The sequence below is a fragment of the Achromobacter sp. RTa genome (assembly GCF_000757485.1).
In the GTDB taxonomy this organism is placed as follows: Bacteria; Pseudomonadota; Gammaproteobacteria; order Burkholderiales; family Burkholderiaceae_B; genus Achromobacter.
The window spans coordinates 346,910-361,719 of the sequence record NZ_JPYO01000041.1; the positions used below are offsets into that span (position 1 = coordinate 346,910).

Annotated in this window: 11 protein-coding genes and 1 pseudogene; 7 read left to right on the forward strand and 5 right to left on the reverse strand. The window is 68.2% G+C overall.

Annotated elements, in window-relative coordinates; translation table 11 throughout:
- Nucleotides 1-48: 48 nt before the first annotated feature.
- Nucleotides 49-924: a LysR substrate-binding domain-containing protein gene (locus JL37_RS17250; RefSeq protein ID WP_231570369.1), complete on the reverse strand. Its 876-nt coding sequence runs from the start codon at nucleotides 922-924 to the stop codon at nucleotides 49-51.
- Between the two features lie 125 nt (nucleotides 925-1,049).
- Between JL37_RS17250 and JL37_RS17255 the strand changes: the two genes are divergently transcribed.
- Nucleotides 1,050-2,333 carry an amidase gene (locus tag JL37_RS17255; protein ID WP_043545637.1) on the forward strand — a complete coding sequence of 428 codons (1,284 nt, stop codon included), beginning with the start codon at nucleotides 1,050-1,052 and terminating at the stop codon, nucleotides 2,331-2,333.
- A gap of 1 nt (nucleotide 2,334) precedes the next feature.
- On the forward strand, nucleotides 2,335-3,315 hold the full coding sequence (locus tag JL37_RS17260) for a tripartite tricarboxylate transporter substrate binding protein (protein ID WP_043545639.1): 981 nt from the start codon (nucleotides 2,335-2,337) through the stop codon (nucleotides 3,313-3,315).
- A gap of 13 nt (nucleotides 3,316-3,328) precedes the next feature.
- On the opposite strand, the gene JL37_RS17265 is transcribed toward JL37_RS17260, so the two are convergent.
- Entirely contained in the window at nucleotides 3,329-5,332 is a 2,004-nt protein-coding gene (locus JL37_RS17265) for a PEP/pyruvate-binding domain-containing protein (protein WP_043545640.1), read from the reverse strand.
- Nucleotides 5,333-5,398: 66 nt separating this feature from the next.
- Here JL37_RS17265 and JL37_RS30895 point away from each other — a divergent pair.
- Nucleotides 5,399-5,476: pseudogene (locus JL37_RS30895) on the forward strand (dehydratase); the annotation flags it as partial.
- Here JL37_RS30895 and JL37_RS17270 read toward each other — a convergent pair.
- A complete protein-coding gene (locus JL37_RS17270; RefSeq protein ID WP_043545642.1) occupies nucleotides 5,475-6,665 on the reverse strand; it encodes an MFS transporter in 1,191 nt (396 codons plus the stop codon). The pseudogene JL37_RS30895 and the gene JL37_RS17270 overlap by 2 nt on opposite strands.
- 111 nt (nucleotides 6,666-6,776) lie before the next feature.
- Between JL37_RS17270 and JL37_RS17275 the strand changes: the two genes are divergently transcribed.
- On the forward strand, nucleotides 6,777-7,685 hold the full coding sequence (locus tag JL37_RS17275) for a LysR family transcriptional regulator (RefSeq protein ID WP_043545643.1): 909 nt from the start codon (nucleotides 6,777-6,779) through the stop codon (nucleotides 7,683-7,685).
- A gap of 81 nt (nucleotides 7,686-7,766) precedes the next feature.
- Here JL37_RS17275 and argH read toward each other — a convergent pair whose 3' ends face one another.
- The gene (gene argH, locus JL37_RS17280; protein ID WP_043545644.1) at nucleotides 7,767-9,188 is read right to left on the reverse strand and encodes an argininosuccinate lyase; all 1,422 of its coding nucleotides are present in this window, start codon (nucleotides 9,186-9,188) and stop codon (nucleotides 7,767-7,769) included.
- A 135-nt stretch (nucleotides 9,189-9,323) separates the two neighbouring features.
- Here argH and JL37_RS17285 point away from each other — a divergent pair, with 135 nt between their 5' ends.
- The 3 genes from JL37_RS17285 (at nucleotide 9,324) to JL37_RS17295 (ending at nucleotide 13,179) form a co-directional block, all read left to right on the forward strand.
- Entirely contained in the window at nucleotides 9,324-10,646 is a 1,323-nt protein-coding gene (locus JL37_RS17285; RefSeq protein ID WP_156124329.1) for a mechanosensitive ion channel family protein, read from the forward strand.
- A 54-nt stretch (nucleotides 10,647-10,700) separates the two neighbouring features.
- On the forward strand, nucleotides 10,701-12,761 hold the full coding sequence (locus JL37_RS17290) for an NAD(+) synthase (RefSeq protein WP_043545645.1): 2,061 nt from the start codon (nucleotides 10,701-10,703) through the stop codon (nucleotides 12,759-12,761).
- Nucleotides 12,762-12,840: 79 nt separating this feature from the next.
- Complete coding sequence (locus JL37_RS17295) at nucleotides 12,841-13,179, forward strand: P-II family nitrogen regulator (protein ID WP_043545647.1); 339 nt, start codon at nucleotides 12,841-12,843, stop codon at nucleotides 13,177-13,179.
- Between the two features lie 261 nt (nucleotides 13,180-13,440).
- Here JL37_RS17295 and gspF read toward each other — a convergent pair whose 3' ends face one another.
- A complete protein-coding gene (gene gspF, locus JL37_RS17300) occupies nucleotides 13,441-14,646 on the reverse strand; it encodes a type II secretion system inner membrane protein GspF (RefSeq protein WP_043545648.1) in 1,206 nt (401 codons plus the stop codon).
- Nucleotides 14,647-14,810 lie beyond the last annotated feature (164 nt).

Genomic DNA, 14,810 nt, shown 5'->3' on the forward strand with positions numbered 1-14,810 from the left:
TCCCTCCGGCCGCCCCGCGCCGCGGGCCGGCCGGAGCCCTGCCAGTTCCTAACGGCGGGCGCCGCGTTGCGCCAATGCCGCTTTGAATCCCTCGACGGCGGGGTTGCCCTGGTCGCGCAGCGCGGCCAATATGACTTGCGCCTTTTCCCCCGGAAGGCCGCGCAGCGGCAGGAAGCGCAGCGAGTCCGTGCGGATCCGTCCCAAGGACAGCGGCACGATGGCGGGTCCCACCCCGGCCTCGACGAGCGTCAGCAGCGTGGGGATGACACTTTCCTGCGCCACGCGCGGTTTCAGCTGGGCACGCTTGAACAGCCCCTGGATCATGGCGCGGAAATAGGGCGAGACGTCCTGCCGGTAACCCACCAGCGGGTAGGCCAGCAGCTCGGAAAGCGCAACGTCGCGTTGTTTGGCCAGGGCGTGGTCATGGCGCAGCGCCACGCGCAACGGCTCCTCGTGCACCACCTCCGTCTCGATGTCGGCGTCCAGCGCAAGCGGGCGCATCAGCGCCACGTCGACAACCCGCGTGCGCAAGGCGGGCTCCATGTCCACCGAATTCATCTCGCGCAGATCGAGGCGGACTTCCGGGTGCGCGTCGCGGTAATGGCTCAGCGCCGACACGAGGGGCGAGCCGGCGGCGCTGGGAGTGATGCCGATCGCCAGCGAGCCCGTTTCGCCGCGCGCGGCGCGCCGCGCCTGCCGCAGCATCAGCTGCGTGTCCGCCGTGATCCTGCCCGCGCGCTCGTACATGACTTCGCCGGCCGGCGTGAGCTTCACGGAACGGGTGGTGCGCACGAACAGCGGCACGCCCACGATGGCTTCCAGCCGCTTGATCTGCTGCGTGAGGGGCGGTTGCGTCATGAACAGCCTGGCGGCGGCGCGCCCGAAATGCAGCTCTTCGGCCACGGTGCAGAACAGAACCAGCAAGCGCCCGTCGAGAAAGATTAATTCTGATTTCGACATAATTAAGGCGAAATTATAAATTGGACGTAGATTAGTTGAATTCCTAAGATGCCGCTTCGTATCGTTTCGCCGGCACCCGGGATTTCTTCATGCGTCTTGCTTCCTCTCATCTTTCCGCCGTCGCCATCGCCCGCCGGGTCCGCGCCGGCGAAGCCGGGCCCTTGGCCGCCGCGCGCCTAAGCCTGGCCGCCATCGCGCGGGACGAGGCGCGTGTCCGGGCATGGAGCCATGTCATGCCGGCGGCGCGGCTCGAGGCGATGGATCCGGCGGGAATCGCCGCTGGCGCGCTGGCCGGGGTGCCCCTGGGCATCAAGGACGTGATCGACGTGGCGGACATGCCGACCGCCTTCGGCGTGCCTGCCCTGGCGCCGGACGCCGCCTCCTTCGACGCATGCGCTGTCGGGATGCTGCGGGCCGCCGGCGCCGTTCCCATCGGCAAGACGGTGACCGCCGAGTTCGCGTTCAAGACGCCCGGCCCCACGCGCAACCCGCATGCCGTGGGCCACACGCCGGGCGGATCCTCCAGCGGTTCCGCGGCGGCAGTGGCGGCGGGCATGGTCCCTGCCGCGCTGGGCACGCAGACCGGCGGCTCGATGATCCGTCCCGCGGCGTTCTGCGGCGTGGTCGGTTTCAAGCCCAGCTTTGGACGCGTCTTCCGCGACGGCATGAAGCTGACCTGTGAATCGCTGGACGCCATAGGCTGGTACGCGAACGATGTCGAAGACGCGCAGGCGATCGCGGACGTGCTGCTGGGCGCGCCGGTATCGGAGGCCGAGGGAGGCCGGCCATTGACGATCGCTGTGCAGTTGGGCAATCCACGGGCGGACCTGTGTTCCGAGAGCCGCAACGAGATCGCGCGGGTGTGCGCGGCGCTGCGCGCGCACGGCGTGCAATGCGTGCCGGTGGAGGCCGAGCGAGAAACGGCGCTGCTGCTGCAGGCGCACGATGTCATCATGCATTACGAATTCGCGCGCAGCCTGGCGCCGGTCGTCGAGCGCCACGGCGAGGCGCTCAGCGCGCCCTTGCTCCGGGCCGTGGCGCACGGCCTGTCCATCGGCGCGGCGGAGTATCTGGAGATGCGCGCGGCGCAGGCTTCGCTGCGCCATGGCTGGCGCGCGCTCTACGGCGGCGCGGACGCGCTGCTGACGCCGAGCACGCCGGGGGCCGCGCCTCTTGGCCTGGATCATACCGGCGACGCTTCCTTCAACAAGATCTGGTCGGTGCTGGGATGGCCCTGCCTGCACCTGCCGACGGCCTTCAATCGAGCGGGACTGCCTCTGGGCATGCAATTGGTCGGCGATTGGGAGAGCGACCACGCGTTGCTGTCCCTGGGCCGGAAACTACATCATCTGCTGGTACAGCAAGGGGAGTGACATGGGATTCAAACGACTGAAACGAAGCGCGCTGGCGCTATGCGCCGCGGCGGCCTTCGCATGCGGGGGCGGGGCGCAGGCCTCCGGCTTCCCTGACCGGCCGGTCAACATTGTGGTGCCCACCGCCGCGGGCGGCACCGTGGACATCGTGGCCCGCATCATGGCCGAAAAGCTGGCGCCGGAACTTGGCCAGCCCGTGGTCGTCATCAACAAGCCGGGCGCGGGAGGCGTGGTGGGCACCCAGGCGTTCCTGCGCGAGCCCCAGGACGGCCATACCGTGCTGTTCACGGCGAACAGCAACCAGTTGATCGTGCCCTGGGTATACAAGGACGCGAAGTTCGACCCGCTTAAGGATTTTTCGCCGATCGCCGCGGTGGGCGAGGTGCCCAACGTGCTGTGCGTGAACCCGGCCTTTCCGGCCCGGGACCTGAAGGCGTTCATGGAGCTGGTCAAGGCGAACCCGGAAAAATACCAGTACGCCTCGGCGGGCGCGGGCACGCTGAATCATCTGCTGGGCGTCATGCTGGACGAGCTTGGCGGCCTGCGCATGCAGCACATTCCTTACCGGGGCGTCTCGCCCGCCATGGCGGACGTAATGGGCAATCAGGTGCCCATGCTGTTCGCCAGCCTGCCGTCGGCGGTGGAGGGCATCAAGGCCGGCAAGTTGCGCGCCTTGGGCGTCAGCAGCGAAAAGCGCAACGCGCTGCTGCCCGACGTGCCGGCGATCAATGAGGCGATACCGGGCTTCCGCGGCGATTTGTGGGTGGCTTTTTATGGCGCGAAGGGCGCGCCGCCGGCATCGATCGACATGTTGCACAAGGCGATCCGCAAGGCGATGGCCGACCCGGCGCTGCAGCAGAAGTTCGCCCAGCTGGGCGTCACGATGATGCATGACGGCCCGGCGGAGCTGGCGGCCCGCCAGGAGGCCGAGTTCATGCAGTGGAAGCAGGTCGTGCAGGCCTCGGGCGCCACCCCCGAATGAGGCCTGGCGGGCGCTACCGGCTGCCGTCGACGTAGGGACGCGCCTGCAGGATCAGGATGCCGTCGCCGACGGCGGCCCATTCGATATCCTGGTCCGCGCTGCCGCCCAGCGCCTGCTTGACCCGCCGGCCCACGGCCGCCAGCCGCGCGACCAGCGCATCGTCCAGCACCTGGCGCGAGTCGCTGACCGGCACCTCGCGCACGCCGCCCGCCGCGTCCGGAACCAGCTGGGTATCTTCGGCCGAACGGGTCAGCACCTGGACTGCCTTGGACCAGCTCGAATACATCACCTGTTCCGCCTGGCGCTTGCCTTCCACCACCTTGATGCCCAGGCCGCGCTTGGCCGAAATGTAGGTCACGAAGCGCCGGCTGGCGTCGAAGGGGTCGCGCGTGATCATGACGCCCGAGCTGTCCGAGGGCGCCGCCAGTTGCACCAGCACGGCCATCGCCACGGCGTCATGGCCGATGCCCGCGGCGCGGCGCGCCTCATAGGCCTCGAAGTTGTAGACCGAGGCCCAGACGGCCTGCACTGCCTGGGCCAGCGCGTCGGCCTGGGTTACGTTGGGCACGGTGGTGTACAGGCCCGCACCGCTGAATCCCGGCAGGTCTTCGGAGTTGGACGAACTGCGCACGAAAACCCCACGCCCTTTCAGGCGCGTTTGCCACAGCTCATGCCAGCCGCGAGCCTGCTCGGCGTCGGGCCGGGCCTGCTCGATGTCGTGGCGCAACGCGGCCAGTTCCGCGCGCCGCACTTTGGCGTCGGCGGCGAAATCGGCGCGCTGTTCCAGCGCCGCGACGCGGCCGGGAATGTCCAGCTGCGCCATGAAGGCCGCGTACTGGGCGAAGGGGATGCAGAAGCCGTCGGGCACGCTGGCCAGGGGCGGCAGGGCCTTTTTCAGGGCGCCGAGGTTGGCGGCCTTGACGCCGCAATGGCGACTGTCGCGCGCGGCCAGCGTGTCCAGTGGCTTGAGCGCGCGCATCTGCAGGTCCGGCTTGGGGAGGGGGCGCGCCTCGGGCGGCCGTTCGGGCACGGCGGGCGGATCGATGGGCGTCACCTGGTAGCCGTTGCCTGCCACCGTCAGTTCGACCCATTTGCCGTCATGTTCGCGCAAGGCCGCCACCGCGTCGCGGACATAAGCGTTGGGGATGCGCCAGCCCTTGGCCAGCAGATTGACGTGCGACAGCAGGGTGGACGGACGTTGCGTGATCAATCCTGCCACCGGGGGCAGCGCCACGGGGACTTCGTCCAGCACCACGATATCGGTGGAAGACAGGTCCGGGGCGTCGTCGACGGAGGCCACGATGCGTAGCCGCCCCTGCGCGCGGCCGGTGTTCAGGGGCAGGAAAGTCTGCTCGCGCAGCAGCGCCTCCTGCGTCACGAATTCCAGGCTGGCTTGCCTGGCGGTTTCTTCCTGCTGCGTGGAATTGGTCTTGAAGCGCAGCGTGTCATAGAACGCCGGGCGCAGGGTGGCGTCGGTCAGGGCCAGCAGCGCCGGCGTGACCCGGTCGCCCTCCCAGAATTCATAGGTATAGCCCGGCAGGTCGCGCTGCCAACTGAGGGTTCCGAACAGGAAGCGCCGCTTCGGGTCCTTGTATTGCGCGATCAGCGTGGCCTTGTCCATGCCCGGCATCAGGCCCTGCTGGCGCACGAAATTCTCGTGCAGCGCGTAGCGGGGCGTGTCGATGAAGTAGAGGCGGTTGGCGCGTTGCCGGTCGATCACGAACAGCACGTGGGGAATTTCAAGCGGCGTGCCGGGGTTGTAGACGCGGGCCAACCGGGCGAATTCGGCCTGGCTGCCGATCTTGCCGGCCGACGGCGGCCCGGCGCGGGGAACGCCGGGAGCCGGGCTGGGCGCGCCTTCTATCCGCAACTGCTGCTGGTTCTCGTATGGCGAGGGCTTGCGGGCCGTCTGGGCCTGGGCCGGCGGCTGCAGGGCCGCGAGCAGGCCGGCGCCGGCCAGGAGGATGACGGAGGAAAAGGACGGAACACGCCCAGGCCGCGCACGCGACAAACCCATGCTTCAGGCACCATGAACACAGAAAGCCGGGATGATAATGCAGACGGGGGTAGCACACGCCCGCGCCGCGCCCATGGCATGCCGCACATGCTGGCGCGCGGCTTCCAGGTCGCCATCCAGACCGGGGCGCGGGCGGGGCCGTTCAGCCGCCCGCGGGCCGGATCCGGGCGATGCAGGGCACGGCCAGGACGGCAAGCAGCGCCACTGCCGCGGCTGCGCCGCCGACGCTGGCCAGCCCCCATTGCGGGATCGCCAGGCCGCCAAGCATGGCGCCCAGCCCGATGCCGGCATTGGCCGCCGACACGTTCAGCGTGCCGGCCAGCGCCTGGGCCCGCGGAGCCGCCTTCATGACGCGCACCTGGCAGACCGGATACAGCGCCGTGTTGGCGATGCTCCATGCGGCGAGCGCCGGCAGCAGCCATGCGGGCGTGCCGGCCAGGGCCGTGCTGGCCAGCGCGCCGAGTCCGAGGAGACCGGTGAATAGGAGAGTCGCGCCCAGCGGCCTGCGGTCTACCGCCAGGCCGCCCAGCCAGTTGCCGGCCAATCCCGCCGCGCCGAATCCCATGAGCCACCAGCCCACGTCCTGCGGTGGCACGCCGGCCAGGCGTTCGAGAATGTCCGCCAGATAGGTGTAGGCGGTAAACATCGCGGTGAACACGGCGACGGACAGCGCCACGTTGGCGATCAGCAGCGGATCCTTGAGCAAGCGCGCCTGGTCCCTGAGCGGGGGTCTGCCGGGTTGCGGCAAGGCCGGCAGGCAGGCGCGGGTCAGCACGGCCAGCAGCAGGGACAGCGCCGACAGCGCCCAGAAGCTGCCGCGCCAACCGATGGCGGTTGCCGCCAGCGTGCCTAGCGGGATGCCGAAAAGCATGGCGGCGGCAATGCCCAGATAGACGCGCGAAACCGCCTGGCCCGCGCGCTCCCGGCCTGCCAGCCGGGTCGCGGTTTCGCTTGCCGTGCCCCAGAAAACGGGCAGAGCCAGGGCCGGGATGAAACGCGCCAGCGCCAGAACCCAGAGATCCGAGGCCAGGGCGGCGAGGGCATTGGCGGCGGCGAAAACCAGCAGGATGGCGGCGAACAGGCGCCGGCGCTCCAGGTGCGACAGCGCCGCCGTCAGGATCGGGCCGGCCAGCATGACGGTGAAGGCGAACAGCGTGACGAGCTGGCCGGCCGCGGAGACGGACAGGGCGAGATCGCGGGCCATCGCGGGCAGCAGGCCCACGATCAGGAACTCCGTGGAGACGATGGCGAAGCCGGCGAAGGCAAGAATGCCGATGGCGAAGCCGCCTGCGGCCGGCGCCGCGGGGCGCTCGGCGGGGGAATGCGTGAACATGGAAGAATAACCCTCGGACTGAGATGTCCTGAAGGATATTGAAGATTGAAACGCTTATATCGGGTATAAATTCCACTGATTAGGGAAAATAATTCCGTTATTGAGCTTCCAATGATTCCTTCCGAACGCCTCAAGGGCATAGAAGCCTTTGTCTGCACGGCGGATGCGGGCAGCTTCACCGCCGCGGCCGAGCGGCTCAACCTCAGCGCGTCCGCCGTGGGCAAAAGTGTGGCCAGGCTGGAGGCGCGCCTGAATTCCCGGTTGTTCGAGCGCAGCACCCGGCGCCTGGCCCTGACCGACGCGGGCCGCGCCTTCTATGGCACCTGCGTGCGCGTGCTGGCCGAATTGCAGGATGCCGAGGCGGTGCTGGCCGCGCAGCGGCGGGAGCCCTCAGGGCGGCTGCGGGTGGATCTGCCGGCCACCTTCGGCCGCCTGAAGGCGCTGCCGCTGCTGTTGCGCTTCGCCCGCCAGCATCCGCGGCTGCGGCCGCATATCTCGTTCACGGACCGTTTCGTCGATCTCGCGGAAGAAGGCATCGACGTGGCCGTGCGCATCGGCGGGCCGGACCGCTGGGCGCCGGGGCTGGGGCATCGCTACCTGGGATCCGAGCGCATGGTCTTCTGCGCGTCTCCGGATTACCTGGCCCGCCGGGGCGAACCCCGGGAGGCGTCCGACCTGCTGCAGCACGATGCCGTGGCTTACGGGCGCGCGGATGGCGAGCCGCCGGCGTGGCGGATGGCGCAGGATGGCGGGCCGGTCCGCCTGCTCCCGGTCGAGGGCGCCATCGTGCTGGACAGCGCCGAGGCCCAGGTGGAAGCCGTGGCGGCGGGCTGCGGCATTGCCCAGCTCGCGACCTGGCTGGCGGCCGACGCCTTGCGCGAGGGGCGGCTGGTCGAGGTGTTGCCGCGGCTGGCTGCCGAGGGCCTGCCTCTGTATCTGGCCTGGCCATTGAGCCGCCAACTGTTGCCCAAGGTGGACGCGGTGCTGGAAATGCTGGGCGGGTCGTTGCGGATCGATTGAGCGCGCCGCGGACCGTGGGAGCTCCATGCGACAAGGCCCCCATGAAGGGGGCCTTGCTGGGCAAGCCGGCCAGGAGCCGGATCAGCCTTCGGCGGTTTCCGCCAGGACGCGCCTGGCTTCCTCGGCAACGCGCTCGGGGGCGGTGCCGCCCACGTGCTTGCGGGCAGCGACGGAGCCTTCCAGGGTCAGGACCTCGTGGACGTCTTCGGCGATGCTGGCGTGGTAGGCCTGCAGGTCGGCCAGCGACAGGTCGGCGAGGTCGCAGCCGCGCTGTTCGCAGTTGCGCACGGCGTGCGCCACCACTTCGTGGGCGTCGCGGAACGGCACGCCGCGCTTGACCAGGTAATCGGCCAGGTCGGTGGCGGTGGCGAAACCCTGCAGGGCGGCGGCGCGCATGTTGTCGGCCTTGACCTTGATGCCGCCGGCCATGTCCGCAAAGATGGTGAGCGTGTCGCGCAGCGTGTCGGCGGTGTCGAACAGGCCTTCCTTGTCTTCCTGGTTGTCTTTGTTGTAGGCCAGCGGCTGGCCCTTCATCAGGGTCAGCAGGGCGACCAGATGGCCGTTGACGCGGCCGGTCTTGCCGCGCGCCAGTTCGGGCACGTCGGGGTTCTTCTTCTGCGGCATGATCGAGCTGCCGGTGCAGAAGCGGTCGGCCAGGTCGATGAAGCCCACGCGGGGGCTCATCCAGAGCACCAACTCTTCGGACAGGCGCGACACGTGCGTCATGATCAGCGCGCCGGCGGCGCAGAATTCGATGGCGAAGTCGCGGTCGGACACGGCGTCCAGCGAATTGCGGCACACGCCGTCGAAGCCCAGGGTCTTGGCGACGCGTTCGCGGTCGATCGGGAACGAGGTGCCGGCGAGGGCGGCGGCGCCCAGCGGCAGGCGGTTCACGCGGCGGCGGCAGTCGGCCAGGCGCTCGGCGTCGCGGCCGAACATTTCGGCGTAGGCCAGCAGGTGATGGCCGAAGGTGACGGGCTGGGCCACCTGCAGGTGCGTGAAGCCCGGCATGATGGTGCCGGCGTTCTCCAGCGCGACGGCGGCCAGCGCGTGGCGCAGCTGGCGCAGCAGGTCTTGCAGGTTGTCGATTTCGGCGCGCAGCCAGAGGCGGATGTCGGTGGCGACCTGGTCATTGCGCGACCGGCCGGTGTGCAGGCGCTTGCCCGCGTCGCCCACCAGTTCCACCAGGCGCTTTTCGATGTTCAGGTGCACGTCTTCGAGGTCCAGCAGCCATTGGAAGCTGCCGGCGTCGATTTCGGAAAGGATCTGCGTCATGCCGCGCTGGATGTCGGCCAGGTCCTGGGCGCCGATGATGCCTTGGGCGGCCAGCATGTCCGCGTGCGCGAGCGAACCCTGGATGTCGAAGCGCGCCAGGCGCTTGTCGAAATCCACGGACGCCGTATAGCGCTTGACGAGTTCGGAAACCGGTTCCGAGAACCGGGCGGACCAGGCCTGCGCCTTGTTGGCGAACTGGTTTTGATCGGGGGAGGGAGTCTTTGCCATGATGGGCGGAATTATAGGGCCTCGCGCGGCGTCGGGGCGACGGCGGGGCCGGTTTGCTGGCGGCGAACCTCAAGGCCGGGCCTTTGTCGGATAATCCTGGATTGGTTTCAAGACCTTAGAGCAGGAAGAGAGTCTATGCCCCTGGAATGGGAAGAGCTGGTCACCCAATTGGATACCCATCTGCCGCGCGAGGCCTGGGCGCAAACGCTGATCGGAATCGGCGCGCTGATCCTGGCCGCGCTGTTCGTCCAGTGGGTCGTGGCCCGGGTCGTGCTGCTGCTCGCTCACCGTGTGCTGGTGCTGAGCGGCAGGGGCGACTGGGACAAGGCCCTGCAGCGCCGCCGCGCGTACCAGAACCTCTGGTACGCGGTGCCGTTTGCCGTGGTGTCGATGGGCATAGAGCTGGTGCCGCACGTCGAGCGGGCGGTGACCATCGTCGGGCGGCTGGCGCATGCCGGCGCCTGGGTCTGCGTGTTCGTGGCCTTCTCGGGCGTGTTGAGCGCCTGGCAGGACACCTATTCGGCCACGACGCGGGCGCAGACCCGGTCCATCAAGGGCTATATACAGATCGGCAAGCTCATCCTGATGGCGGTTTGCACCGTTTTGGTGCTTTCCATCCTGATCGACCGTTCCCCGCTCTGGATGATTTCCGGCCTAGGCGCGCTGTCGGCCGTGCTGCTGCTGGTCTTCAAGGACACGCTGCTGTCGCTCGTGGCCAGCACCCAGCTGACCAGCAACGACATGCTCCGCATCGGCGACTGGATCGAGATGCCGCAGTCCAACGCGGACGGTTTCGTGAAGGACATCGCGTTGCATACGGTCAAGGTGCAGAACTGGGATAACACCGTCACCACCGTGCCCACTTACAAGCTGTTTTCGGAAAGCTACCGCAACTACCGGCACATGTTCGAGTCGGGCGGCCGGCGGATCAAGCGCACCATGCGCGTGGACGCCGCCAGCGTGCGTTTCCTGACCGACGAAGAGTCGCAGCGGCTCATGCGCTTCCGCCTGCTGCACGACTACCTCCACGCCAAGACCAGCGATATCGCCCAGGCCAACCAGACTATGGGCGAGCTGGCCAGCGTGCCGGCCAACCGCCGCCGCCTGACCAATATCGGCACGCTGCGCGCCTATGCGCTTGCCTACCTGAAGCAGAATCCGGAAGTCCGCCAGGACATGGCGATGATGGTGCGCATGATGGAGCCCACCTCCGAGGGCATTCCGGTCGAGGTTTATTGCTTTACCGCCGTGACCGCCTGGGTGGAGTACGAACGCATTCAGGGCGACATCTTCGATCATCTGCTCGCCATCCTCCCCGAATTGGGGCTGCGCCTGTACCAGCAGCCGTCGGGGGCCGACATCGGCGCGATGGGGAGTTCGCTGCGCGAGGGCGCCTGGCAATCGGCGCTGGCCGCTTCGAGCGAACGCGGGCTTACCGACGCCAAGATGCCGCGCTAGGCCTGCCTGCGCGCGTGAGATAATCCGGCCATTGCCGTCAACAGGCCCTAGCTGATGTCGAACCCGTTCTTCAACCTGTATTCCCACGGCTTCGCCCGGGTCGCCGTCGGGGTGCCCGAATGCCGGGTCGCGGATCCGGCGTTCAACGCCGCGCAGACCATCTCTCTGGCCCAGCAGGCCGCCCAGGGAGGCGCGGTGCTGGCGGCGTTCCCCGAGCTGGGCCTGTCCGCCTACACCTGCGACGATCTCTTCCACCAGAAGGCCCTGCTGGACGCCTGCGAGGCGGCCCTGGCCCAGGTGGTGGAGGCGACGGCGGAACTGGATATCGCCATCATCGTCGGCGCGCCGCTGCGCGTGGCCCACCAGCTGTTCAATTGCGCCATCGTGGCCGCGGGCGGGCGGGTGCTGGGCGTCGTGCCCAAGACCTACCTGCCCAATTACGGCGAATTCTACGAGGCGCGCCAGTTCAGCGCCGCCGATTGCACCGCGGCGGCCGAGATCCGCCTGCTGGGCCAGACCGTGCCGTTCGGATCCGAACTGGTCTTCCAGATGGAGCAGTTGCCGCTGTTCCAGTTCCACGTCGAGATCTGCGAGGACGTCTGGGTGCCCATCCCGCCGTCCTCGTTCGCGGCGCTGGCCGGCGCCACGGTGCTGGTGAACCTGTCGGCGTCCAATATTGTGGTCGGCAAGTCGGAATACCGGCACCAGCTGGTGGCGCAGCAATCGGCGCGCTGCCTGTCCGCCTATATGTACACCTCCGCGGGCCGGGGCGAATCCTCGACCGACATGGCCTGGGACGGCCAGGCGCTGATCTACGAAAACGGCGAATTGCTGGGTGAATCCGAACGGTTCCTGGGCCATTCCCACCTGATTTTCTCGGACGTGGACCTGGAACGCCTGTCGCGCGAGCGCATGCGCCAGACGACCTTCGGCCAGTCGGTGCGGCGCCATCAGGACGAAGTGCGCAAGTTCCGCGCGGTGCCGGTGCCGGTGCGGCCGCCGCTGGACGACGCCGAACTGCCGCTGGAGCGGCGGGTGGCGCGCTTCCCGTATGTGCCGGCCGACCCGCAGCGCCGCGACGCCCGCTGCAAGGAGGTCTACAACATCCAGGTGCAGGCCCTGGTCCAGCGCCTGTCCGCCAGCGGCATGTCCAAGGTGGTCATCGGCATTTCAGGCGGGCTGGATTCCACCCATGCGCTGCTGGTCTGCGCCGAGGCCATGGACGCCCTGGACCTGCCGCGCTCCAATATCCTGGCGGTCACGATGCCGGGCTTCGCCACCAGCACCCGCACGCTGCAGCAGGCGCGCCGGTTGATGGCGGTGGTGGGCTGCACGGCGTCCGAGATCGACATCCGGCCCAGCTGCCTGCAGATGCTCAAGGACCTGGGCCATCCCTATGCGGACGGCCAGCCCGTCTACGACATCACGTTCGAGAACGTGCAGGCGGGCGAACGCACCAATCACCTGTTCCGCATCGCCAATTTCAGCAACGCCATCGTCATCGGCACGGGCGACCTGAGCGAGCTGGCGCTGGGCTGGTGCACCTACGGCGTGGGCGACCACATGTCGCACTACAGCGTCAACGCCAGCGTGCCCAAGACGCTGATCACGCACCTGGTGCGCTGGGTGGCCGAGTCCGGCCGCCTGGGCGACGACGGGGCGGCGGTGCTGCTGGACGTGCTGGGCACCGACGTCAGCCCCGAACTGGTGCCGGGCGGCGCCGACGACAAGCCGGTGCAGAAGAGCGAAGATTCCATCGGCCCCTATGAATTGCAGGACTTCAACCTGTATTACACGCTGCGCTATGGCTTCGCGCCGACCAAGGTCGCCTTCCTGGCGCTGGCGGCGTGGCGCGACCGCGAGGCCGGCGCCTGGCCCGAGGGCGGCCACGTGGCCCGCAATCAGTACGGCCTGGCGGCGATCAAGCGCAACCTGAAGATCTTCCTGGACCGCTTCTTCCGGCTCAGCCAATTCAAGCGCACCTGCGTGCCCAACGCCCCGAAGGTGGGCTCGGGAGGCTCGCTGTCGCCGCGCGGCGATTGGCGCGCGCCCAGCGACTCGGAATCGGTGGTGTGGATGCGCGACGCCGACCGCATTCCGGACGAAGCGCCGTAGAGTATTCTCTTATCCATCGCGTCTTGCCGCCATGCCGCGGCGGGGCGCCGCAACAGATCGAAAAACCAGGACGACCAACGTGAAACAAGTCACCGCCATCATCAAACCCTTCAAGCTCGACGAAGTCCGCGAAGCGCTGGCCGAAGTCGGCGTCAGCGGCCTGACCGTTACCGAAGTGAAGGGTTTCGGCCGCCAGAAAGGCCATACCGAGCTCTACCGCGGCGCCGAATACGTGGTGGATTTCCTGCCCAAGATCCGCGTCGAGGTCGTGCTGCCCGACAGCCAGGTCGAAGCCGCCATCGAAGCTATCGTCAAGGCCGCCCGCACCGGCAAGATCGGCGACGGCAAGATCTTCGTCACCCCGGTGGAACAGGCGATCCGCATCCGCACCGGCGAAAGCGACGAAGAGGCGTTGTAGTTTTTTGCTTGGGGTGTCAGACACCCGGGTAGCGTCCGCGCGGGATGAAGGGCGGCTCGTACGGGTGTCAGACACTTGAGCTGCCTCGCCAGTGTCAGAGACCTGAGCTGCCTCGCCAGTGTCAGACACCTGAGCCGCCTCGCCAGTGTCAGACACCCGTACGAACCCACCTCCCAAACACAAGGCAGTCCTCCCGGGTGTCTGACACTACCAAGCCTAGACCCTCCTTCGAGCCAAGCCCATCCGGCTGTCCGGCATTCCCTACCGTATGAGCTGATTCATCTCCAGGATCGGCATCATCACCGCCAGCACGATCAGCAGCACGAATCCCCCCATCAGCAGGATCAGCGCCGGCTCCAGCAGCGCGGTCATGGCCATTGCGCGTCGTTCCAGATCGCGCGACAGGTTCTGCGCGCCACGGTCCAGCAGCTCGGGCAGGCGGCCGGTTTTTTCGCCGCTGGCGATCAGGTGCACCAGCAGGGACGGAAAGACCTTCTGCGCGCCCAGGGACGCCGACAGCGCGGCGCCTTCACGCACGCGCGCCGAGGCGTCGTCCACCGCCTGGCGCAGCACGTCGTTGCCCAGCGTGCGGCGGGCGGCGTCCAGCGCGGTCAGGAGCGCCACGCCGCTGCCCGACAGAATCGCCAGCGTGGAAGCGAAGCGCGCCGCGTTCACGCCCAGCACGAAGCGCCCAGCCAGGGGCAGACGCAGCAGGCGGGCATGCCAGGCGCGCCGCGCCGCGGGGGCCCGCAGCGCATAGCGCCACAACGCGATCGCCGCGGCCAGCGCCAGGCCCGTGGCCGCGCCCCATTCGCGCACATAGTCCGACAGCGATAGCATCACGCGGGTCAGCAGCGGCAGTTCCTGCTTGGCCTGGCTGAACGCGGACACCACCTGCGGCACCACATAGCCCAGCAGGAATATCACGATGATCACCGAAACGCAGGCCACGACCGCGGGGTAGATGAACGCGGTCATGACCTTGCTGCGCAAGGCATTGCGTTCCTCGATGTAGTCCGCCAGCTTCTCCATCACTTGCGCCAGGTCGCCGGATTCTTCGCCGGCGGCGATCAGCGCGCGGTAGATCTCCGGAAAATCGCGCGGCCGCGAGGCCAGCGCCACGGACAGGCGGTGGCCGGCGCGCACGTCGTCGCGCACGCCGCCCAGGCTGGCGGCGATGTGTTTTTTCTCGGCCTGTTCCAGGGTTGCGCTCAAGGCCGCGTCCAGCGGCAGCCGGGCCGCCAGCAGGCTGGCGAGCTGGCGCGTGATCCAGGCAAGGTCGGCGTCCGACAGGCGCGCGCGCAGCGTGGCTCCAAGCCCCTCGGCGCGGGCCGCCGGCGCGGTCGACAGCGGCAGCAGGCCGCGGCCCCGCAGCTGGTTGCGCGCGCCGCGCTCGGAATCGGCGTCGATCGTGCCGCGCACGATTTTTCCAAGCGCGTCGGTAGCTTCGTAACGAAAGGATGGCATGGTTGAAAAGCATCGGCCGCGCGCGCGTGCAATCGCGCGAGAGGCCTGTATTCAAAGGGTTTCCAGGCCGTCACCTTGCCTTTGGAATATGACCGTAGTGTTGCAGTGTCACCCCGTATACTCCGACGCGCTTTCACGTTTTTTCACTCGATTTCACGTTTCAG

Bases quoted from the DNA above. Each gene is read 5' to 3' on its own strand.
- JL37_RS17265 (WP_043545640.1), bottom strand. From the start codon at position 5,332: ATGGGTTTGTCGCGTGCGCGGCCTGGGCGTGTTCCGTCCTTTTCCTCC.
- JL37_RS17285 (WP_156124329.1), top strand. From the start codon at position 9,324: ATGCCCCTGGAATGGGAAGAGCTGGTCACCCAATTGGATACCCATCTG.
- JL37_RS17275 (WP_043545643.1), top strand. From the start codon at position 6,777: ATGATTCCTTCCGAACGCCTCAAGGGCATAGAAGCCTTTGTCTGCACG.
- JL37_RS17255 (WP_043545637.1), top strand. From the start codon at position 1,050: ATGCGTCTTGCTTCCTCTCATCTTTCCGCCGTCGCCATCGCCCGCCGG.
- gspF (WP_043545648.1), bottom strand. From the start codon at position 14,646: ATGCCATCCTTTCGTTACGAAGCTACCGACGCGCTTGGAAAAATCGTG.
- JL37_RS17260 (WP_043545639.1), top strand. From the start codon at position 2,335: ATGGGATTCAAACGACTGAAACGAAGCGCGCTGGCGCTATGCGCCGCG.
- JL37_RS17270 (WP_043545642.1), bottom strand. From the start codon at position 6,665: ATGTTCACGCATTCCCCCGCCGAGCGCCCCGCGGCGCCGGCCGCAGGC.
- argH (WP_043545644.1), bottom strand. From the start codon at position 9,188: ATGGCAAAGACTCCCTCCCCCGATCAAAACCAGTTCGCCAACAAGGCG.
- JL37_RS17290 (WP_043545645.1), top strand. From the start codon at position 10,701: ATGTCGAACCCGTTCTTCAACCTGTATTCCCACGGCTTCGCCCGGGTC.